19 protein-coding genes, 2 tRNA genes and 2 pseudogenes are annotated in these 19596 nt (G+C 65.6%); 12 read left to right on the forward strand and 11 right to left on the reverse strand.

The genetic code is table 11. The annotated features are described in order from the left end of the window. Nucleotide 1: 1 nt before the first annotated feature. The 6 genes from JANGC3_RS0116890 to JANGC3_RS0116915 form a co-directional block, all read right to left on the reverse strand. Nucleotides 2–1822 (reverse strand): M61 family metallopeptidase, encoded by a 1821-nt coding sequence (locus JANGC3_RS0116890; protein WP_017877671.1) that lies wholly within the window; start codon nt 1820–1822, stop codon nt 2–4. A 40-nt stretch (nt 1823–1862) separates the two neighbouring features. Then, a complete protein-coding gene (locus JANGC3_RS0116895) occupies nt 1863–2447 on the reverse strand; it encodes a nucleotidyltransferase family protein (protein ID WP_017877672.1) in 585 nt (194 codons plus the stop codon). A 1-nt stretch (nt 2448) separates the two neighbouring features. Beyond that, nucleotides 2449–4695 carry a xanthine dehydrogenase family protein molybdopterin-binding subunit gene (locus tag JANGC3_RS0116900; RefSeq protein ID WP_017877673.1) on the reverse strand — a complete coding sequence of 749 codons (2247 nt, stop codon included), beginning with the start codon at nt 4693–4695 and terminating at the stop codon, nt 2449–2451. 11 nt (nt 4696–4706) lie between these two features. Further along, complete coding sequence (locus JANGC3_RS0116905) at nt 4707–5165, reverse strand: (2Fe-2S)-binding protein (protein ID WP_026133099.1); 459 nt, start codon at nt 5163–5165, stop codon at nt 4707–4709. 116 nt (nt 5166–5281) lie between these two features. Further along, the gene (locus JANGC3_RS0116910; protein WP_026133100.1) at nt 5282–6007 is read right to left on the reverse strand and encodes a DsbC family protein; all 726 of its coding nucleotides are present in this window, start codon (nt 6005–6007) and stop codon (nt 5282–5284) included. A 217-nt stretch (nt 6008–6224) separates the two neighbouring features. Then, a complete protein-coding gene (locus JANGC3_RS0116915; RefSeq protein ID WP_035787780.1) occupies nt 6225–7442 on the reverse strand; it encodes an FAD-dependent monooxygenase in 1218 nt (405 codons plus the stop codon). A 234-nt stretch (nt 7443–7676) separates the two neighbouring features. Here JANGC3_RS0116915 and JANGC3_RS0116920 point away from each other — a divergent pair. After that, a tRNA-Phe gene (locus tag JANGC3_RS0116920) sits at nt 7677–7752 on the forward strand. 174 nt (nt 7753–7926) lie between these two features. On the opposite strand, the gene JANGC3_RS0116925 is transcribed toward JANGC3_RS0116920, so the two are convergent. After that, nucleotides 7927–8355, reverse strand: coding sequence for a nuclear transport factor 2 family protein (locus JANGC3_RS0116925; protein ID WP_017877677.1), 429 nt, complete (start codon nt 8353–8355; stop codon nt 7927–7929). A 183-nt stretch (nt 8356–8538) separates the two neighbouring features. Between JANGC3_RS0116925 and JANGC3_RS0116930 the strand changes: the two genes are divergently transcribed. The 3 genes from JANGC3_RS0116930 (at nt 8539) to JANGC3_RS29500 (ending at nt 12498) form a co-directional block, all read left to right on the forward strand. After that, nucleotides 8539–8730, forward strand: coding sequence for a hypothetical protein (locus JANGC3_RS0116930; RefSeq protein ID WP_017877678.1), 192 nt, complete (start codon nt 8539–8541; stop codon nt 8728–8730). 989 nt (nt 8731–9719) lie between these two features. Then, nucleotides 9720–10259, forward strand: coding sequence for an FxDxF family PEP-CTERM protein (locus tag JANGC3_RS0116935; RefSeq protein WP_017877679.1), 540 nt, complete (start codon nt 9720–9722; stop codon nt 10257–10259). A 241-nt stretch (nt 10260–10500) separates the two neighbouring features. Next, nucleotides 10501–12498 carry a diguanylate cyclase domain-containing protein gene (locus tag JANGC3_RS29500; RefSeq protein ID WP_157406692.1) on the forward strand — a complete coding sequence of 666 codons (1998 nt, stop codon included), beginning with the start codon at nt 10501–10503 and terminating at the stop codon, nt 12496–12498. A 135-nt stretch (nt 12499–12633) separates the two neighbouring features. Here JANGC3_RS29500 and JANGC3_RS0116945 read toward each other — a convergent pair whose 3' ends face one another. Next, nucleotides 12634–12894 carry a hypothetical protein gene (locus JANGC3_RS0116945; RefSeq protein ID WP_017877681.1) on the reverse strand — a complete coding sequence of 87 codons (261 nt, stop codon included), beginning with the start codon at nt 12892–12894 and terminating at the stop codon, nt 12634–12636. Beyond that, nucleotides 12857–13069: a hypothetical protein gene (locus JANGC3_RS33310; protein ID WP_198292035.1), complete on the reverse strand. Its 213-nt coding sequence runs from the start codon at nt 13067–13069 to the stop codon at nt 12857–12859. The genes JANGC3_RS0116945 and JANGC3_RS33310 overlap by 38 nt, the downstream gene beginning before the upstream one ends. A gap of 97 nt (nt 13070–13166) precedes the next feature. Here JANGC3_RS33310 and JANGC3_RS0116955 point away from each other — a divergent pair. From JANGC3_RS0116955 to JANGC3_RS29505, 6 genes and pseudogenes are all read left to right on the forward strand, one after another. Next, nucleotides 13167–13242, forward strand: a tRNA-Phe gene (locus JANGC3_RS0116955). 130 nt (nt 13243–13372) lie between these two features. Next, the gene (locus JANGC3_RS0116960; protein ID WP_017877683.1) at nt 13373–13825 is read left to right on the forward strand and encodes a helix-turn-helix transcriptional regulator; all 453 of its coding nucleotides are present in this window, start codon (nt 13373–13375) and stop codon (nt 13823–13825) included. Between the two features lie 20 nt (nt 13826–13845). Next, on the forward strand, nt 13846–14277 hold the full coding sequence (locus JANGC3_RS0116965; protein ID WP_026133102.1) for a VOC family protein: 432 nt from the start codon (nt 13846–13848) through the stop codon (nt 14275–14277). Then, nucleotides 14274–14495, forward strand: a complete 222-nt coding sequence (locus tag JANGC3_RS31695; protein ID WP_081611890.1) for a hypothetical protein — start codon at nt 14274–14276, stop codon at nt 14493–14495. Before JANGC3_RS0116965 ends, JANGC3_RS31695 begins: the two co-directional genes overlap by 4 nt. A 280-nt stretch (nt 14496–14775) precedes the next feature. Further along, nucleotides 14776–14883: pseudogene (locus tag JANGC3_RS33865) on the forward strand (histone deacetylase family protein); the annotation flags it as partial. 46 nt (nt 14884–14929) lie between these two features. Beyond that, nucleotides 14930–16180: pseudogene (locus JANGC3_RS29505) on the forward strand (GNAT family N-acetyltransferase); the annotation flags it as partial. A gap of 82 nt (nt 16181–16262) precedes the next feature. On the opposite strand, the gene JANGC3_RS0116980 reads toward JANGC3_RS29505, so the two are convergent. Then, nucleotides 16263–17360: a hypothetical protein gene (locus JANGC3_RS0116980; protein WP_017877687.1), complete on the reverse strand. Its 1098-nt coding sequence runs from the start codon at nt 17358–17360 to the stop codon at nt 16263–16265. A 244-nt stretch (nt 17361–17604) separates the two neighbouring features. On the opposite strand from JANGC3_RS0116980, the gene JANGC3_RS29510 reads away from it, so the two are divergent. Continuing rightward, complete coding sequence (locus JANGC3_RS29510; protein ID WP_017877688.1) at nt 17605–17895, forward strand: hypothetical protein; 291 nt, start codon at nt 17605–17607, stop codon at nt 17893–17895. A 194-nt stretch (nt 17896–18089) separates the two neighbouring features. Next, nucleotides 18090–18977 (forward strand): hypothetical protein, encoded by an 888-nt coding sequence (locus JANGC3_RS0116990; RefSeq protein ID WP_017877689.1) that lies wholly within the window; start codon nt 18090–18092, stop codon nt 18975–18977. 44 nt (nt 18978–19021) lie between these two features. On the opposite strand, the gene JANGC3_RS0116995 is transcribed toward JANGC3_RS0116990, so the two are convergent. Next, nucleotides 19022–19558, reverse strand: coding sequence for a DUF2058 domain-containing protein (locus JANGC3_RS0116995; RefSeq protein WP_017877690.1), 537 nt, complete (start codon nt 19556–19558; stop codon nt 19022–19024). Nucleotides 19559–19596: the final 38 nt, after the last annotated feature.

The following is a 19596-nucleotide window of genomic DNA, read 5'->3' on the forward strand; positions in this document are numbered from 1 at the left end:
GTTAACGCGCGGCGCTCGGGCGGCGCAGGGCGATGCCTTTTTTGCCAGGCGCCGCCAGCGTCAGCGTCACGCCGGGTAGGCGTTCGCCTTGCAGGGTGACGTCAAAGCTCATCAGTTCGTCGCGCCGGAAGGCGTGGATCGTGACGCGCTGCCCCACTTGGTAGCGGCCCAGCAGCGTGTCGAGGTTGGCCGGCTGGCCGCCCACGCGCAAGCCGTCCAGCGCCACCAACACGTCCCCCGCCGACAGGCCGCCCAGGTGGGCGGCGCCGCCTTCGTGCACCTGCGCCAGCTTGGCGTCGGCGCCGTCGCGCCCCAGGCCGACGTCCAGGCTCGGCTTGGCGCTCTTGCGCTCGTCGGCGTAGGCGACGCCGAACGGCGCCAGCAGTTTCGCCAGCGGCAGGTCGGCGGTGCCGCGGATGTGCCGCTCGACGAAGGCTTTCATTTTGAGGCCGCTGACTTCGTCGAGCAGGGCGTCGACTTCGGCCGGCGTCACGCCGCGCGCCGCGCCGTGGTAGAAGTCGCGGCCGAAGCGCTGCCACAGCGCCTGCATGACGTCGTCGAGCGTGCGTTTGCCGGCCGTCTTGGCGCGGATCGTCAGGTCCAGCGCCAGCGCGATCAGCGAGCCTTTGGTGTAGTAGCTGACGATGGCGTTCGGCGCGTTTTCGTCCTGGCGGTAGTATTTGCCCCAGGCGTCGAAGCTGGAGTCGGCCACGCTTTGTTTGTTGCGGCCGCTGCCGCGCAGCACGCTGTTGACGGTTTTTCCCAGCAGTGCCAGGTAGGCCGCCTCGTCGATGATGCCGGCGCGTACCAGCATCAGGTCGTCATAGTAGCTGGTGAAGCCCTCGAACAGCCAGAGCAGCGGGGTGTAGCTTTCCGCTTGCAGGTCGTACGGCGCGAAGGCCGCCGGCTTGATGCGTTTGACGTTCCAGGTGTGGAAGTATTCGTGGCTGCACAGGCCGAGGAATTTGAGGTAGCCGTCGCTAATCGCCTCGCCCTTCGGCGTGGCCGTGCTGGGCAGGTCGGCGCGGGCGCAGATCAGCGCGGTCGAGGCGCGGTGCTCCAGGCCGCCGTAGCCGTCGCCCACGGCCAACGTCAGGAACAGGTAGCGCGGCATCGGCGCGCGCTTGGTTTCCGGTTCGAAGAAGGCGATCTGGGTTTCGCAGATGGCTTTCAGGTCGGCGCTCAGACGCGCCATGTCGAGGTTGGGCACGCGCCCGCTGATGACGATGTCGTGCGGCACGCCGTGCGCCTTGAACGTGGCCAGCGCGAAGTCGCCCAGTTCGACCGGGTGGTCGATCAGTTCGTCGTAGTCGGCGGCCTGGTAGGTGCCGAAGCCGTAGCGCTTGGCGCCCAGTTCCGCCAGCGTGGTGGCGACGCGCCAGGTTTTGCAAGCGGCGTCGTCCGGGCGCACGATGTCGACCTGGTGCGCGCCGTCCTCCCGCCCCAGCACGCGCAGGAACACGCTGGTGCCGTTGAAGAAGGCGTGGCCCTGGTCCAGGTGCGCGGTGCGCACCGACAGGTCCCAGGCGTAGACCTCGTAGTGCAGCACCAGCTCGCCGCGGCACGGCGCCGCCTGCCACGAGTGCTTGTCGAGTTTCGTCAGCGCCACCGACCAGCCGTCCGATTCGGCGCGGATCTGCACGACGTTGCGCGAGAATTCGCGGATCATGTAGCTGCCCGGTATCCACGCCGGCAGCGCGAACACCTGCCCGGCGGGGTCCGGCGCCGGCACCGTCAGCGTCACTTCGAACAGGTGGCCGGCCAGGTCTTTGGGACGGATGGTGTAGGCGATCGCGGCGTTTTTCTTGTTTGGTTTTTTCATCTTTTTCCTCGTGTTTGCGGGTTCTCGGCGCCTGTCCGTCTTATCGTTGCAGGTCGGCCCGGGTGTCGATGTCTTGCAGCACGCCGGGGTCGTCGACCATCACCACGCGCACAGGATAACGCTTGAGCAGTTCGCGCGCGCCCCGGTCCCCTTGCAGCGCCAACAATGGCGCCAGGTGGACCCGGCCGAAGCCGACCGGATTGCCGCGCCGGCCCTGGTGCAGCGGCGTGGCGATGCCGGCGCCGCCGCCGATGGCCTCGGCCAGCAGGCGCATCGTGTCGGGCCGCACGTGCGGCATGTCGGCCAGCGCCACCAGCCAGCCGCCCGCCTCGCGCGCGTGGCGCACCGCGTGCGCCAGCGAGGTTCCCATGCCGTCGTCGGCGTCGGCGCAGAACGTCACTTCGCAGCCGGCGCCGCGCAGCGCGGCGGCGAGCGCCTCGTCGCCGCCGCGCACCACCGCCACCACCCGGCCCACCGCCGCCAGCAGGTGGCGCGCGCTGGCCACGGCCACCGCCTCGCCGCCGGCCAGCGGCTGCAACAGCTTGTTGTGCGCGCCGGACGGGTCGAAACGCCGGCCGCGCCCGGCCGCCAGCAAAATGCCAACCACGCCGGCGACGCCGCCCACGCTAGGCCGTCGCCAGGTCGAACGGCAGTTTGCGCAGGCGCTTGCCGGTCAGCTTGAAGATGGCGTTGGCGAACGCCGGCGCCAGCGGCGGCACGCCCGGCTCGCCCATGCCGGTCGGGGCGTCGGTGGAGGCGACCAGGTGCACCTCGACGACCGGCATGTCGGTGATGCGCGCCACCGGGTAGTCGCCGAAGTTCTGCTGTTCGACGACGCCGTCCTTGAGCGTGATGGCGGCGCCGGGCAAGGTGGTCCCCAGCGCCATCAGCACCGCGCCCTGCACCTGCGCCTCGATGCTCAAGGGGTTCACGGCCAGGTTGCAATGCACCCCGGCGGTAACCTTGTGCAGCTTGGGCACGCCGTCCTTGACCGAGGCCGTGACGACATAGGCGACCACGGAGTTGAACGACTCGTGCATCGCCACGCCCCAGGCCTGGCCCTTCGGCAGCGCCTTCTTGCCGTAGCCCGACTTGGCCACCGCCAGGTCCAGCGCGGCGACGTGGCGCGGGTGTTTTTCGCCCAGCAGCTTTTTGCGGTAGGCCACCGGGTCGGCGCCGGCCGCGTGCGCCGCCTCGTCGATCAGGGTCTCAATGACGAAGCCGGTGTGGGTCGAGCCGACCGAGCGCCACCACAGCACCGGCACGTTGGCCTGGGCGTTGTGCACCGTCAGGTTCAGCGGCACCTGGTAGGGTTCGCCCATGCCCTCGACCATCGTGTGGTCGACGCCGTTCTTGACCATGAAGGCCTCGAACGGCGTGCCGGTGATGATCGACTGGCCGACGATGGTGTGGTTCCAGGCGACGATGGCGCCCGTCCCGTCCAGGCCCAGTTCGGCCCGGTGCACATGCGACGGCCGGTAGTAGCCGCCCTTGATGTCGTCCTCGCGGCTCCAGATCAGCTTCAGCGGCCCGCCCTTGCCGCTTGCCTGCCAAGCCTTGGCGACGTTGACCGCCTCGACGATGTAGTCCGAGCTGGGCACGGCGCGCCGGCCGAAGCCGCCGCCGGCCATCATCGTGTGCAGCGTCACCTGCCCCGGCTTCAGGCCGGCGGTGCGGGCGATGGCGGCGTGGTCCATGGTCTGGAACTGCGAGCCGGCCCAGACGGTGCAGCCGTCGGCGCGCAGGTCGACCACGCAATTGAGCGGCTCCATCGGCGCGTGCGCCAGGTAGGGGAATTCATAGACGGCGGTGATTTTCTTCGGCGCCGCGGCCAGCTTCGAGGTGTCGGCGCTCTTCACCGGCAGGCCCGGGGTTTGCGCCAGCGCCTTGAACGCGGCCAGTTGCTGCGCGCTGTCGACCTTGCCGACGGCGCTGCTGTCCCAGTCGATCCGCAGCGCGTCGCGGCCCTGCTTGGCCTGCCAGTAGCCGTCGGCGATCACCGCCACGCCGCTGCCGCCGCGGTCGGTCTTCACCTCCAGCACCTGCTGCACGCCCTTGATCGCCAGCGCCTTGCCGGCGTCGAACTTGGCCACCCTGGCGCCGAACACCGGCGGGCGCGCCACCACCGCGACCTTGGTGTTGGCCGGCTTGAAGTCCATGCCGAACTCCTGCTTGCCGCTCGACTTGGCGCGCGCGTCGAGTCGTTTGACCGGCTTGCCGATGATGCGGAAGTCCTTCGGGTCCTTCAACTGCACGCTGGCGGGCGGGGTCTGCCTCATGGCGGCGTCGGCGAAGGCGCCGTAGCTGGCCTTCTGGCCGGCCGGGCCGAGCAGCATGCCCCGCGCCGTCGTCACCTGCGCCGGCGCCACCTGCCACTGCTCGGCGGCGGCGGCGACCAGCATCGCCCGCGCGCGCGCGCCGATTTCGCGGTACTGCGTGAACGAGTGGGCGATAGTGCCGGAGCCGCCGGTGATCTGCATGCCGAAGGCCGGGTCCTTGAAGGCGTCGCCGGCCGGCGCCAGCTCGCCGCGCATTTGCGACCAGTCGGCGTCGAGCTCCTCGGCGATCAGCATCGGCAGGCTGGTGTGCACGCCCTGGCCGAATTCAAGCCGGTTCACCTGCACCGTCACGCTGTTGTCCGGCGCGATGCGCAGGAAGGCGTTCGGCTGCGACAGCGGTTTCGCCTCGGCCTCGGCGGCGCGCGCGAACTTGTTGGCGCCGGGGACGAAAAAGCTCAGCACCAGGCCGCCGCCGGCGAGCGCGCCGGCCTTGATGAAACTGCGCCGCGACAGCGCGCCGCGGCCCTGCCCGGCTTGCGCCAGGGTCGCCACGCCGTTTTCCAGCGCCTCCCGATTGATCCATTCGATACGCATGCGATGTCCCCTTAGGCGAGTGTTTTGGCGGCGTCTTTGATGGCGGCGCGGATCCGTTGATAGGTGCCGCAGCGGCAAATGTTGCCGCTCATGGCACCGTCGATGTCGGCGTCGCTCGGCTTCTTGTTCGACTTCAGCAGCGCCGTCGCGCTCATCACCTGGCCGCTCTGGCAGTAACCGCACTGCGGCACGTCGTGCTTGACCCAGGCGTCTTGCACCGCCTTGCCGACCTTGTCGGCGCCGATCGCCTCGATGGTGGTGATCTTGCGCCCGGCGGCGGCGGAAATCGGCGTTACGCAGGAGCGGATCGGCTGCCCGCCCATGTGCACGGTGCAGGCGCCGCACAGCGCCGCGCCGCAACCGAACTTGGTGCCGGTCAGATTCAGGTTGTCGCGCAGCGCCCACAGGATCGGCGTCGAGGGATCGGCGTCCACCTGCGTGTCATGCCCGTTGATATTCAATGTAATCATCGACTGCTCCTATTTGCGCTGCGGTTTTCGGCGGGCCTGCCTGAAGTGAAGCGCCGCGGATGTAAAAGCGGCGCGCCGGGTCAGGGGCGCGCCGTGTGCGGCGGGTGAAGGCGGTGTTACTGTTTAATGCTGGCCAGCTTGGCTTCCAGCGCCTTGGTGTCGATGGCGCCGGGAATCCGGCTGCCGTCGGCGAAGAAGATCGCCGGGGTGCCGTTGACGCGCAACTTCTGGCCCAGCGCCAGCACCTTCTCGTGCGGCGAGGTGCAGCCGGCCGGCGCCGCCGGCGCCGCCTTGTTGTTCAACATCCAGTCGTCCCAGGCCTTGTTGCGGTCGGCCGAGCACCAGATGTTCTTCGACTTGGCGACCGAGTCTTCCGACAGGATGTTGTACATGAAGGTGTAGACGGTGACGTTGTCGATTTCCTTCAGCGTGGTCTGGCGGAAGCGCTTGCAGTAGCCGCAGTTGGGGTCCTCGAACACCGCGATGACGCGCTTGCCGTCGCCCTTGACGACCTTGGTCGCCACTTCCAGCGGCAGGTCGGAGAACTTGATGCGGCTGATCTCGTCGATGCGCTCCTTGGTCAAGTCCTGCGAGGTCTTGGCGTTGAAGACGTGGCCGACGATCAGGTAAGTCGCGCTCTTGTCGGTGTACAGGATGTCGCCGCCGGTGCGCACCTCGTACAGGCCGGCGTACGGGGTTTCCTTGATCGAATCGACCTTGGCGCCCTCGCCCAGGCGCGGCTCGATCAACTTCTTGATGTTCGCTTCGACCGGGGTTTCGGCGCCGACGCAGGACATCATCAGCCCCGACATCAGCAACAGCGCGGTTTTACTTGCAGTCATACTCAATTTCATAACATCTCCAGTGACATCCGCAAAAGCGATGGGCGCACGGGCGCGCCTCGCGTGGCCGGCGTGCAGCCATTGTACTTTTCACCAAGCATTGCCACAATTAAGGCCAGCTTAACCCGTCATTGAGCGTGTCGCAGGTCGGATCAGCGGCACGCGTCATCCGACGCCGGGCCGCCGCCGACTAACCCGACCTACGCAAAGCGCCGCTTTAACCCGGCCTTCCCAGCGCGTGCGAGATCAGGCGGCGCTTGAGTCCCGGCAATTTATCCAGCAAGTTTAATCCCAAATTGCGCACCGCGCGCAGCGGCTCGATATCGCTGCCGAACAGGCGCGCCAGCGCGTCGGTGGCCAGTTGCATCAACAGCACGTCTTCCTTGCGGGCGCGGGCGTAGCGCGCCAGCACGCGCGCGTCGCCGATGCCGCGCTGCGGCTCGCGGGCGTTGACCGCCTTGACCAGCTCGGCGACGTCGGCGAAGCCCAGGTTCATGCCGTGTCCGGCCATCGGATGGACCACGTGGGCGGCGTCGCCCACCAACGCCACCCGCGGCGCGACCATCGCGTGCGGGCGCATCAGCACCAGCGGAAAATCGCGCACCAGCTCCGGCTGCAGCGGCGTCAGCGCGCCGAGCTTGTCGGCGCACAGCGGCGCCAGGCGCGCGGCCAGCTGCGCCGCCGATTCGGCGCGCAGCGTGTCGGCCAGCGCGTCCGGCGCCGACCACACCAGCGAGACCCGGTCGCCGGGCAGCGGCAGCAGCGCGACGATGCCGTCGGCGCCGGTGAACCACTGGTGCGCGGCGCCGTGGTGCGGCTTGGCGCAGGCGAAGTTGCTGACCACGCCGCGCTGGCCGTAGGAACGGTAGTCGAGGCCGATGTCGCACTGGCCGCGCACCCAGGACTGGGCGCCGTCGGCACCGACCACCAGCGCGGCGGCGATGCTGTCGCCGCCGTCGAGGTGCACCGTGGCGTGGGCGTCGCCGCGCTCCAGGCGCAGCGCGCGCCCGTGCACGACGCGCACGTTCTGCGCGAACTTCAACGCCGCGTCCAGCGCCTGGCCCAGGTTGCCGTCCTCGACGATCCAGGCCAGCGCGCCGACATGGGCGCCGTAGGCGTCGAAGCCGAGGCCGCCGGCGTGGGCGCCGTCGCCGTTGACCAGCATGGCGTCGACCGGCGCCACGCGGGCGGCGTCGAGCGCGCCCCACACCCTCAGCGACGACAGCAGAGTGTGGGCGGTGTGGTTCAGGGCGTAGACGCGCACGTCCCAGCCGTGCCCGGCGGCGGCGGGCGGCGCCAGCGGCGGACATAACAGGGTGACGCTCTGCCCGGCCTGGGCGAAGGCCAGCGCGGTGGTTTTCGCAATGGCGCCATCGCCGACGATGCACACTTCGCTGTGGCCGGGCGGCACGCGGGGGGATGAGGGACTGTTCATACAGGCATTATAGCGTTTGCCGGGCCACGGCCAGCGCCGCCGCTCGCGGTGTTGTTCACGTTTCCCGCTGAACGGCGCGGCCGCGCGCGGCCATCGTCTATTGAGGAAAACACCACTCCCGCCCACGCATAGTTGATTCGAAAGCAAATATTTACATTCTAAAATTATTAATTTTTTGAAAGTTGCTTTTCGACCCTTGCATTCCCGCTTGAGCCTGCTATAATTCTCCTCCTTGGCCTGGTAGCTCAGTCGGTAGAGCAGAGGATTGAAAATCCTTGTGTCGGTGGTTCGATTCCGCCCCGGGCCACCAAGAACATCGTTCGCGCAACGCCCACTCATGCAAGTGGGCTTTGTCGTTTCTGGGATTCGCAGTCCTCGGCTCCGGTCCATTTCCGGTACTATTCAACGGTTGTGCTGCGCCCAGACCAGCGAGCCATCAGGCAGACCCGCTCCTCCTCCAGGGCGATCGCATGAAGCCCCTTAATTACAGTGCGGGCTTGGCTTGCGCGTTAAATGACTTATTGACAATCTTCCACTCGCCGTCGATTTTGAGCAGTGTCATATAGTCCACAAATTTCACGGTTGGATAATCCAGTACCACCTTACCCACGGCCGCATCCCCAGCCAAATCGAGAATTTCAAAGCTTCGCCTGCGTTGCGATTCATCATTTGCAGGCTTACCGCTAAAGCGTCCGGCGTACTGTTCCAAGCTCCATGAAATCATGTTGCCGCCCATGTACCCAACAATTTTCGCGTCACTAGTAAAGGCCTTGCGCATGAAATCCGCATTTCCCGTCTCATGCGCTCGAATGTAGTTTTGTAACGGGGCCTTTGCCGCCGCCACCTCTATACCCTGCGCAAATACCATTGGCGTCATAAAAATGGCCCCAAAGAAAATTGTTTTCAACGTCATATTGAGTGCTCGATCAGTAAATAGTCAAGAACGGTGCAGGGAGATAATTTTGCGCCCCAACTCCACGCCGGCTCCCCAACTCGGCATCGCAGACCGCACAAAAGACAACTTGTGACTTGGCTTTCGGATAACTATACAGTACTTTTATCGTAACTGTTCAGCGTGAGTGAATAGGGCAAAAAGTTGTTCATCTGGACGCCATGTGGCAGCGTGTACGACGGCATCGTCCGGGACGCCGAACTGCTCGATGCTGAAACCAGCACGCGCCTCAAGCAGAGCACGGCGGCCAACTTGCTGCGCCGCTTCCGCCTGCACGCCGACGCCGTCCTGCGCTTCATCGGCGCGATCCTATCCTGCGCACCGCATAGCGGCTGAACAGTTACCCTATTTCAACATTCGAGTTTTCCGAACTAGATATGCACTGACGGCTTTCACCTTGTATAAGAGGTTCCGTCTTAGGGTCTGATATTTTTTTTAAGAGCCACGGTCGCCTCCTGTCCAGCATTGTTTTTTAACATTGCAGCGGCCGTAACGGAGGAAAATTGTATCGAAGTGTGCGCAAGAATCGAGAACAACATCCCACGCGCATACGGACTTGGCGTCCTACATTAAGTACCATAAACCGACAACCCGCACGGTCGCCGAATCGATAGCAGTAGATGCAGCCTGAGGCCAGAATTATCCAAATCCCCACCCAGTTAACAACGAATTATCGTACTACAATGCAACTTCCGCTGCTTTTTGTGGACGCCACAAAAAATGCATTTATGGCAATGAATCTTGATGGACAACACGGTTGGACGCAGGTCGAACGTTGAGGGCGCGTTATTCCGCGCTCGATTTCGACAAGACGTTCGTCTTGAAAATCCTTGTGTCGGTGCTTCGATTCCGCCCCGGGCCACCAAGAATGAGTTGTTGCAGAACGCCAACCCTCGCCGGTTGGCGTTTTCGTTTGTGCAAACACAATGGCGTCGCGCGCCAATCCCCCCACCACCCCGAGCACCTGCTGGCAGAGACCGACGCCACCGCGCCGCCCTGAACGCTAGGGCAAGACCAGCACAAGCCCCTTTCCCCGACACCGGCCTGCCGGAGTATCGCCCGTCTATTTGTAAGACTACTCCTACCGAGATGATAGTTGCGACAACTTATGATCCAAGTGGCAATATTTTTTGCTGGGTTCGCCTATGAAGCAAGCGCCAAACCCATGCGCGCCGGTCCGATATTGCCCTGAAGAATCAACAGCTTAGACCTCGCGCACGCTTGAGTCCGCCATACAAATTGACGCATCCGCCTGCTAGCATAACCGTTCAGATGATTCATCAACCTAGACTGCTTAACGCAGTCGTTTTTTTGTAAGGAACTCCATGAAAAAATCCACCTCCCTGATCGCCGCACTGCTGTTCGCAGGCGCAACCGTCGCTTCCACCGCTGCCATGGCTGCCGACATCAGCCACGCGCCAGAAGCGCTGACCCTGCTCGACGGCACCAGCGACTTCGGCAGCTCGTTTAGCGCCGGCAACAACAAGAACACCTTTTTGGACGAATTCACCTTCAGCTTTAACGGCACCAGCGATTTCGATGGCCTGGTATCGTCGATGAGCTCGAACGCACACAACGGCCTGGACATCACCTCGGTGGCCCTGTACGGCATGAACGGCCTGGTCTCCTCGTTCCAGCAACTGGAAACCGGCAAAACCGACCGCTGGACGCTGACCAAGACGGGCCTGGCCGCTGGCGCCTACTCGGTTAAAGTCGGCGGTAGCGCCGTGTCGGGCAAAGCTGGTAGCTTCGCCGGCAACCTGAACGTCAGCGCGGTACCTGAGCCAACCACCTACGGCATGATGCTGGGCGGCCTGGGCCTGCTGGGCTTCATGGCGCGTCGTCGTAAAAACGCCGCCGCGTAAGCGTCAGCGGCGTTGAGCAAGTAAGAACGGAGGCTTCGGCCTCCGTTTTTTTTCGTCCGCGGCGGCGCCGCCCGCTGTCGCTATGCAACAGCGGCGCGCCGTTCGCAACGATTTAGCGGCGACGACGCGTCAATGATGCCCAAAGCCAACGTATAATCGGACAAGGTTTGCATGGCTTGCGGACGCGCCGGCGGCCCCGGCCGCGCCGCGCCCGCCCCCCTTTCCACGCCATTGACCACCTATGAACAGACTGTTAGGCCGTTTCGTGTTGGGCGCCGCGGTGGCGCTGCAAGCCTGGCTGTGGCCGGCGGCCCCGGCGCAGGCGCTGGAACCGGTCACGCTGCAACTGAAATGGTCGCACGCCTTCCAGTTCGCCGGCTATTACGCGGCGAAGGAGCTGGGCTACTACCGCGAGGCCGGACTCGACGTCACCATCGTCGAGGGCTCGCCGAGCGCCGACTCGGTCAAGAACGTGGTGCGCGGCGAGGCCGAATACGGCGTCGCCACCAGCAGCCTGCTGCTGGCGCGCCAGGCCGGCCAGCCGGTGGTGGCGCTGGCGGTGATCTTCCAGCATTCGCCGGCGGTGCTGCTGGCGCCCAAGAGCGGCGCCGCGGCCGGCGTGCGCGGCCTGCTCGGCAAGCGCATCATGATCGAGGAACAGTCCGACGAGCTGCTGGCCTACCTGGCGCGGGAAGGCGTCGGGCCGGGGCGCTTCGTCCAGCTCAAGCACAGCAACCGGCCGCAGGACCTGATCGATGGCAAGGTCGACGCGATCTCGGCCTACCTGACCACGGAACCGTATTATTTCGACCAGCTGGGCTTCGAGTACGAGGTCTACACGCCGCGCGCGGCCGGCATCGACTTCTACGGCGACAACCTGTTTACCACCGAGGCGGAGATCCGCCTGCATCCGGGCCGGGCCAAGGCCTTCCGCGACGCCAGCCTGCGCGGCTGGCAATACGCGATGACGCACCGGCGCCAGATCGCCGAGCTGATCATCGGCCAGTACTCGGCCGCGCACAGCCTCGAGTTCTACCTGTCCGAGGCGGCGGCGATGGCGCCGCTGCTGCGCACCGACCTCATTGAAATCGGCTACATGAACCCGGAGCGCTGGCGCCACATCGCCGCCGCCTACGTCGGCCTGGGCCAGCTGCCGCGCGATTTTTCGATCCAGGGCTTCCTGTACCAGCCCGGCCCCAAGCTCGACCTGAGCTGGCTGGCCGGCGCGCTGGCGCTACTGGCGGCGAGCGCCGCGCTGGCCGTCTACATCTTGCGCACCAACCGGCGCCTGGCCAACGCGCTGGGCCACGGCAAGCACACCGAGCAAGCCCTGCGCCTGAGCGAGGAACGCCACCGCCTGCTGGCCGACCACGCCTCCGACCTGATCTGGACCATGGACCTGGACGGCCGCTTCACCTACCTCAGCCCGTCGGTGGAAAAGCTGCTCGGCTACAGCCCGGCGGAATTGATGCCGCGGGCGCTGGCCGACTTGCTCACGCCGGCCTCGGCGGCCGTCGCCGCGGCCGGCCTGCACGGCCTGGTCACGGCGATTCGCGCCGGCCAGCCGGTGCCGGCCTTCCGCCACGAACTGGAATACCCGTGCAAAGAAGGCGGTTCGGTGTGGACCGAGGCCAACGTCAGCGGCATGCGCAACGGCGCCGGCCAGTTCGTCGGCCTGCTGGGGGTGACGCGCGACATCGGCGAACGGCGCCGCGGCGAGGAGCGCATCCGCCACCTGGCCCAGCACGACATGCTGACCGGCCTGCCCAACCGCGCGCTCTTTTCCGACCGTCTGCAACTGGCGCTGGCCAGCGCCCGGCGCGACCGGCAGCAGTTGGCGCTGCTGTTCCTCGACCTCGACCTGTTCAAGCCGGTCAACGACCGGCACGGCCACCGCACCGGCGACCTGCTGCTCAAGGAGGTGGCGCTGCGCATGCTCGACTGCGTGCGCGAGTCGGACGCGGTGGCGCGCATCGGCGGCGACGAATTCATGGTGCTGCTGCGCGTCGTCGAAAGCGCCGACGGCGCCGCCGGCGTGGCCGAGAAAATCCGCCATAGCCTGGGCCAGCCCTACGTCGTCGCCGGCCACCAGCTACGCATCTCGGCCAGCATCGGCGTCGCCATCTACCCCGGGCACGGCGGCGACGAGATCGAACTGACCAAGCACGCCGACCTCGCCATGTACCGGGCCAAACAGGCCGGCCACGACCGCGTCCAGTTGTACCAGGAGAACCGCTAAGCTCAGGGTTTTCGTAGGTCGAGTTAGCCGGGACGGCGTAACCCGGCTGGCGCCGGCGGCGGCCCTGCGTCGGATTACGCGTTCGCCCCGGCGGCCCCCGCATCCGACCTACGCAAGCTTAACTCGGCATCTCCGCTAGTGCTGCAACACGAAATACTGCAGCAGCTCGGCCGGATAGTACCTCTGGAACGACTTCCACAGCACGCCCTTGCGCGCGCGCTCCAGCAAGGCGTACAGCTCGGCCTGGTCGGCGGCGGACGGCGAGCGCTTGGAGATGTAGGCCCCGCTCTCGGTCGGCGGCAGCCCCTCCAGCGTGGTAAATTCGAGTTTCTCGCGCAAGTCCGCCAGCGCCGGGTCCTTACCCAGCGACGTCAGGAATACCGACGGCGCGACCACGGTGAAGTCGCCGCGGCCGACCTGCAGTCAGGTCGGCCTCGCCGGACTGCAGGAACATCGACGCCATGCGCGCCCGCGGCACCACCGGAAAGACGAATTTGCAGCCCATCTTGTCGCCCAGCTCGCGCCGCCTGTCCGGGAAAGCGCCCGAGACCACATCGCCGGCCACGATCACGCTGTAGCCGGGCGGCGCGCCGAAACGCGGCGGACGCGACAGTTCGCGAACAGACCCTAGCCAGACGCGCCGCAGGCCTGCTATAATTCCGCACCTTGGCCTGGTAGCTCAGTCGGTAGAGCAGAGGATTGAAAATCCTTGTGTCGGTGGTTCGATTCCGCCCCGGGCCACCAAGAATGCTTTAAAGAGAGCGCCAACCCATGCAGGTTGGCGTTTTTGTTTTGTGGGTGAGCAGCCGGTGGGTCGGTCGATTTCCGCTCCTTTTGGCGGGCTATGTAAGCAACAGTTACGTGCGAGGATAGGATGACTCAGAGTCCCCTGCTACTGCGGCGATTGTTGCGTGCGAAAGATAGGATGGACGCAGCCTCCCATGAGGAGTGGCCCATCCACCGCTTAGCGCAAGTGAGCGCGGTCTCGGTGGCGTACTTCGCGCGCGAGTTCAAGAAGGCCTTCGGCGTACCGCCACATCGCTACCTGCTCACACGTCGTATCGAGCGAGCGACGGCGCTGCTGCGCGACACCGACCTGTCCATTACGGAGATCGCGCTGCAAACCGGCTGGACCAGTCTCGGCTCCTTTGGGCGCATCTTCCGTGACATCACCGGTGGAAATCCGGGCGAGCTTCGAGCGCGCGAGCGCTCGGTTCCGCATGTCGGGGAACATATCCCCGAGTGCGTCATGCGCGATGCACAACGGCCAAACCTCAATATCGCAGTTTTGGAGAAGCGGCGAATGAAAGCGGCTGGCACACTGTAGCTTCAACCTAAGGAGCTGATATGAATCAAAGTGTCAATATGGCCGGTCTGTATGTGCGTGACCAGGACGAAGCGCTTGCCTTCTACGTCGAAAAGCTGGGGTTCCTCGTCCACACCGACGTTCGAAACGGCGACTATCGTTGGCTGACGGTGCAGCATCCAGACCAACCCTCATTCCAGCTCGGCTTGTTTATTCCCGGGCCCCCGGTGCATGACGCGGCAACCGCGCAGATCTTGCATGAGATCGTAGCGAAGGGAGCCATGCCGCCACTGGTGCTGTTAGTGGACAACTGCCGTGCCGCTTACGAACGTCTGAGCAAGTGCGGCGTTGAGTTCACGCAGGAGCCCGTGGATCGCTACGGCAACGTGGATGCCGGCTTTCGGGATCCTTCCGGCAACGGATGGAAAATGATCGAGGCCGCAGCCAAGCCGCATTCGCGGAAGTCGCCATGAACTGGAGTCATTGGATTCGACAGGGCCACCGCTGGCTGTCCATCGTTTTCACCATGACTGTGATGGCCAACTTCATGGCAAGAGCGGTGGATCCTGGCGAGCCGTCGCCGTGGATAACGTACTCGCCGCTGCCCCCGCTCTTTCTGATGCTCATTTCCGGCCTGTACCTGTTCGCGCTGCCGTATACGAGCAAGTGGCGCAAGCGGCCACGCGCCTGACAATGGGTGTAAGCCGGCGCTGCTTCGGGGCGCGGCTTAACTATTGTTGGAACTCGGCGCGATTCTGGAAAATCCTTGTGTCGGTGGTTCGGTTCCGCCCCGGGCGACCAAGAATTGGTTGTGACAAAACGCCAACCCTCGCCGGTTGGCGTTGTCGTTTGTCGGATGCCTCATCCTCGGCCCCCGCCCTTTCGGACCGTCTCGCGGAAAGCGTAAATTTTGATGTGGATCAATGAATAATTTGATCCCGCTCATTCCACTGGGTTGAAATTGCTTAATTTCACTACGCGCGGCCGGCGCCGCCGTGCTGGCCACCGACCTGGTACTGGCCGAGGGCGCCGGCAGCGCCTTCTGCAATGTGCGTCCGCCCGGCCACCACGCCGAATATGCCGCCCCACGCCACCCTGAGCAACCTGCTCGACCTGTCGGAGCAGGCCGACGCCGACGCCTACTGCGCGGCGGTGCTGGCCTGCGCGCGCGACCCGCTGGTCGACGGCATACTGGTCATCTACTCGCCCAAGCTTGACGGCGCCCCGGCCGCCGTGGCGCGCGCCGTCTGCGCCCTCAACGCCGGCCTGGGCAAGCCGCCGCTGACCTGCTGGATGGGCGACCAGCAAGTCGCGCCGGCGCGCCGGATCATCAACGCCGCCGGCCTGGCCACGTTCCGCACGCCGGAGGCGGCCGTCAACGGCTTTAGCAACATCGCCTCGTTCTACCAAAACCAGCAACTGCTGCAGCAAACCCCGCCGCCGCTGTCGCAACCCGACCAGCCCGACCTGGACGGCGCCCGCCTGCTGATCGAGGGTGTGCTGGCCGAACCGCGCAAGATGCTTACCGAGATGGAGTCGAAGGCGCTGCTGGCGGCCTTCCACATCCCCATCACGCAAACCATCCTGGCGCGCGGCGCCAACGAGGCGATGCTGGGCGACTGGCGCGGCGCCCCGCCGGCGCAGCGCGAAGCGGTCGAGCACATGCTGCTGCGGGTATCGGAGATGGTGTGCGCGCTGCCGCAGTTGCGGGAAATGGACATCAATCCGCTGATCGTCGACGAGCACGGCGCGCTGGCCGTCGACGCCCGCATCGTCATCGACCACGCGCCGCCGGCGACGCACAATTACGCGCATCTGGCGATCCTGCCTTACCCGTCGAACTACACGCAGGAGTGGCCGATGCGCGGCGGCGGCCGGTACACTCTGCGCCCGGTGCAACCGGACGACGCCTCGATGCTGCAGGAGCTGGTGCGCCGGCTGTCGGAGAAGTCGCGCTACTACCGCTTCGCCTCGTCGCTGCGCGAGCTGTCGGTGCCGATGCTGGCCCGCTACACGCTGATCGGCTACGACCGCGAGATGGCGATGGTGGCGGTGCAGACCCGGCGCGCGCCGGGGCCGGACGGCGAATTCGTCGAAACCTCCAGCATCATCGGCGTATCGCGCTACATCGCCAACCCGGACCGCAGCAGCTGCGAATTCTCGCTGCTGGTCGACGACCGTTTCAGCGGCCAGGGGCTGGGTACGCGCTTGATGCTGGCGATCATGGACGTGGCGCGCGACAAGGGCTTGAGCGACATCGACGGCCTGGTGCTGTGTAAAAACAGCGGCATGCTCAAGCTCATGGCGAGCCTGGGTTTCCAGATCCGGCCGTACACCGACGACCCCGACTTTCGCCTGTGCAGCAAGCCGCTATAGGGCCTCGCGCGCCTTCGGCCGGGACTGCCACCCCGGTCGGCAACGCTCCTCGCGCCGGCGCGTTTCCGGCGCGGCCAAGTCATTACCAATACGCGTCGTCATAGTCGGACGCCGCGGGGGGCCGGTACGTCTTCAGCCATGCCTTGAGCTTGTTGACGTCGCCGAACTGGTCCAGCTCGGCGACGAGAGCGTCAAGCCTTGCCTGCATTGCCGCAATATCGACGCGCAGGTGGCGCAGCATCGTTTGCGGCGTCAGGCGTCCCCGCGCTTCCCCGCCCATGTCCATTGCCGCCGCGTACTCGATCTCGGCGGTCTCGCGTTCGACCTCGCGCAACTGGCCTTCGAGGATCTTGTTGTACTGCTTGATCCGCTCCTCGCTCAGGTTGTCGAGGCCGGCCTGGTCGAGCTGCTCCACCTCCAGTTGCAGTTCCAACAACCCCAACAGGTCGTTGGCCGCGTACGCCACGTTCACGCGTTGCATCAGCGCCGTCTTGCGCTCCCGCTCGGTGGCGTCCGGCTCGCGGTCAGGATGCAGTTCGCTGGCCAGCTTGCGGAAAATATCGCGCACCGATTGCTTGAGCCGGTCGACCTCGGCTTCCTGGCGCCGTTCGCGCGCGAGCGCGCCGGCCGGCTTGGGGCGCGCGGCCTGCCGCTCCTCGCCGGCGTGCCGATGCATCTGCGCGGCCAGCGCCTCCATCATGGCCTCGGGCGAGCGCAGGTCGGCGTCGGCGTCCAGGCGCACGCCCAGGATGCCCTCCATCATGTCCTTGAACGCCGCGCCATCCTCGGCGGCGTCGGCGTCGAAGTCGCCGCCGCTGTGGCGGTTGTAAATCTCCTTGAGCTCGGCGTCGTCGCCGTCCTCGAGCATTTCGAACGCCGTCGAGCAGATCAGACCGGCCAGCTTGGCGCGGTCTTTTTTGCCCATCGACTTGTGCTGGTACATTTGGTCAAGCAGCAGCACCAAGGCCCTACGCTGCGCCTCGCAAGCGAGCGCGAGCGGCTTGAATTCGCGCTCGGCCTGGCCCATGATGGAAGGCAGGGCCTCCTTCCAGCCGGCCAAGCGCAGGCGCGTGGCTTCGAGTTTCTTGATCAGGGTATTGAACTGCTTGCGGGCGCGCGACGCCGGGCCCTTGATGGCCGGCTCGGCGATGCGGATGGAGCACTGCGCGGTGAGTTTCATTGTATGGCGGTAATATTGGGAGGTGGAACGGGGGAATCAAGGCCGCCGGACAACGCGGCGCCGTAGGCCGCCCAATTATAGCGGAGCAGGCCCGGCGCCGCGCACGCCAGGGACGGCGCCGACGGCGGCGCGGAAGGGTGTGCTTCCTTCCCCGCCGCGGCAAACGGCGTCGGCGACGCTGGCCCGGCCGGACTGCCGGCGTCGCGCCTCCCGCCCCGCAAACTTGACTTGGACTGCATCGAACATGAATTTTTCCGACGTGTTGAAAGTGTTGAACGAGGCCTCGGCATTCGAATTGTTTCGCATGCGCGCGGCCATCAGCGTGGCCCTCGACGAGCCGGCCCGCCTGCAGGCGATTCAAGCGCGCCTGCAAGCGGGGCAGTCGGTCGAGTATTTCGACGCCAGAGCCAACGCGCAACGGATCGGAACGATATTGGAGCTGCGCCGCAAGACCGCCTTGATCGTCGATCGCGACGACGGCAAGCGCTGGCTGATCGACTATTGCGAGCGGAGGCAACTATTAAGGAAGACTTAACAGTTCGAACCGAGCGCAAGCGGTAAGCCGTCCCGTCCACCCTTGGCGGCAGTGGCCGAGTCCCGCCTTACCCAAATGCGAGATCAGCAGGAATCGCCAGCGCGTAGCGCAGGCCGCAAGCGTCCACCAGTGCGCCGCCGCGACCAGGAAATGGCTAGCATAGGAAGTCCGATATCCCAGCCTGCCCCCCCCCAATGCGCCCCCATCTCGGCCTCGTCTGCGTCACCGTCTCGAACGACGTCAAATATCGCACCATCACGCGCAAGCGCCTGCTTGAGCATGCGCTCGAATCGCAGCAAAAACTACTCGACGACATTTACCGCGCCAATATCCAGACCCTGGACAAGGCGCTGCGTTACTGCGAGCGCGAAGACATTGCGCTGTACCGCATCCCCTCGTCGATCTTCCCCTTCGCCGACGACGATATCGGCCGCGCCCTGCTGGCCGGCTTCGCGCCGGCGCTGGCGCGAACGGGCGCGCGGGCGCGCGAAGGCGCCATCCGGCTGGTCATGCATCCGGACCAGTTTGTCGTGCTCAGTTCCGATTCGGCCAGCGTGGTGGCGAACAGCGTCAAGATCCTGCAGATGCACGCCGACATCATGGACATGCTGGGCCAGCCGCGCACGTCGTGGGCGCTGCTGGAGATTCACGGCGGCAAGGCCAAGCGCGCCGACGCGCTGCTTGAGCGCATCGCCGCGCTACCCGACGCGATCCGCTGCCGCCTGGGCTTGGAGAACGACGAGTATGCGTACGGCGCCGCCGAGATCCACGCAATCTGCCTGCGCTGCGGCGTGCCGATGGTGTTCGATGCCCACCACCATATCGTGCACGAAAAACTCGACAGCTACGACGACCCCAGCGTGGCCGCGATGCTGGCCAGGGCGCGCGCCACCTGGTCCGTGCCGGAACAGCAACTGGTGCATATCTCGAATGGCCGCGCCTCCTTCAACGACCGCCAGCATGCCGACTTGATCGGCACGATGCCGGCCGCCTACGCGCAGGCGCCGTGGATCGAGATCGAGGCCAAATTCAAGGAAGAAGCCATCCGCGGCTTGCGCGGCTGGCAGGCGGCGGCGCGCTAGCGGGGCCGTCGATGGCGGCCATCAGCTGCCGGCCGGCGCGCTGGCTACCACATCAAGTCGTCGGGGATCTGGAAGGCGGCGTACGGATCGTCGGCTTCGACCTCGGTGCTGGCCTTGTTCACCCGCACCACCAGCGCGGCGTCGCGCTCGGCGATCTTGTCGGCAATAACCCGCGGCACCAATTCGACGGCGCCGCCCTGGCAGACGATCACCAGGCGCCCGGCCACCAAATGCGCCTGCACCGCGGCCGACACATATAGCCGCTCGATCTTCTTGTCGTGGGTGAAATTGTAAGCGATGTCGCCGGTGCCCTTGCTCTGGCGATTCTTCTGCACCAACTGGGCGATTTGCGCGACGATCGCCTTTTGGGTGGCGGCCGCGTCGCGCTGGGCATTCAGTTCGCGCGCCCGCTCGGCGTTCTTGCGCTGCGTCTCCAGCGCGGCCAGGCGCACCTCGTCGACGCTCTGCGTGCCGGTGCGGCGCTCGACCTTCTGCTGCTTGCTCTTGTCCTGGTTGGCCAGTTTGGCCTTGTTCTTGTCGATTAAGCCGGATTTCAAAAACTGCTCTTGTAATGAGGCCATATGCGCTGCTCCGTAAATAGGGGTCCGCCAGCCTAGGG

The sequence above is a fragment of the Janthinobacterium sp. CG3 genome (genome assembly GCF_000344615.1).
GTDB lineage: Bacteria > Pseudomonadota > Gammaproteobacteria > Burkholderiales > Burkholderiaceae_D > Janthinobacterium.

What these genes read in the sequence shown, in the direction of transcription:
- JANGC3_RS0116890 (WP_017877671.1), bottom strand. Translation starts at nt 1,822, where the DNA reads ATGAAAAAACCAAACAAGAAAAACGCCGCGATCGCCTACACCATCCGT.
- JANGC3_RS0116900 (WP_017877673.1), bottom strand. Translation starts at nt 4,695, where the DNA reads ATGCGTATCGAATGGATCAATCGGGAGGCGCTGGAAAACGGCGTGGCG.
- JANGC3_RS0116905 (WP_026133099.1), bottom strand. Translation starts at nt 5,165, where the DNA reads ATGATTACATTGAATATCAACGGGCATGACACGCAGGTGGACGCCGAT.
- JANGC3_RS0116910 (WP_026133100.1), bottom strand. Translation starts at nt 6,007, where the DNA reads ATGACTGCAAGTAAAACCGCGCTGTTGCTGATGTCGGGGCTGATGATG.
- JANGC3_RS0116915 (WP_035787780.1), bottom strand. Translation starts at nt 7,442, where the DNA reads ATGAACAGTCCCTCATCCCCCCGCGTGCCGCCCGGCCACAGCGAAGTG.
- JANGC3_RS0116925 (WP_017877677.1), bottom strand. Translation starts at nt 8,355, where the DNA reads ATGACGTTGAAAACAATTTTCTTTGGGGCCATTTTTATGACGCCAATG.
- JANGC3_RS0116935 (WP_017877679.1), top strand. Translation starts at nt 9,720, where the DNA reads ATGAAAAAATCCACCTCCCTGATCGCCGCACTGCTGTTCGCAGGCGCA.
- JANGC3_RS29500 (WP_157406692.1), top strand. Translation starts at nt 10,501, where the DNA reads ATGAACAGACTGTTAGGCCGTTTCGTGTTGGGCGCCGCGGTGGCGCTG.
- JANGC3_RS0116960 (WP_017877683.1), top strand. Translation starts at nt 13,373, where the DNA reads ATGACTCAGAGTCCCCTGCTACTGCGGCGATTGTTGCGTGCGAAAGAT.
- JANGC3_RS0116965 (WP_026133102.1), top strand. Translation starts at nt 13,846, where the DNA reads ATGAATCAAAGTGTCAATATGGCCGGTCTGTATGTGCGTGACCAGGAC.
- JANGC3_RS31695 (WP_081611890.1), top strand. Translation starts at nt 14,274, where the DNA reads ATGAACTGGAGTCATTGGATTCGACAGGGCCACCGCTGGCTGTCCATC.
- JANGC3_RS0116980 (WP_017877687.1), bottom strand. Translation starts at nt 17,360, where the DNA reads ATGAAACTCACCGCGCAGTGCTCCATCCGCATCGCCGAGCCGGCCATC.
- JANGC3_RS29510 (WP_017877688.1), top strand. Translation starts at nt 17,605, where the DNA reads ATGAATTTTTCCGACGTGTTGAAAGTGTTGAACGAGGCCTCGGCATTC.
- JANGC3_RS0116990 (WP_017877689.1), top strand. Translation starts at nt 18,090, where the DNA reads ATGCGCCCCCATCTCGGCCTCGTCTGCGTCACCGTCTCGAACGACGTC.
- JANGC3_RS0116995 (WP_017877690.1), bottom strand. Translation starts at nt 19,558, where the DNA reads ATGGCCTCATTACAAGAGCAGTTTTTGAAATCCGGCTTAATCGACAAG.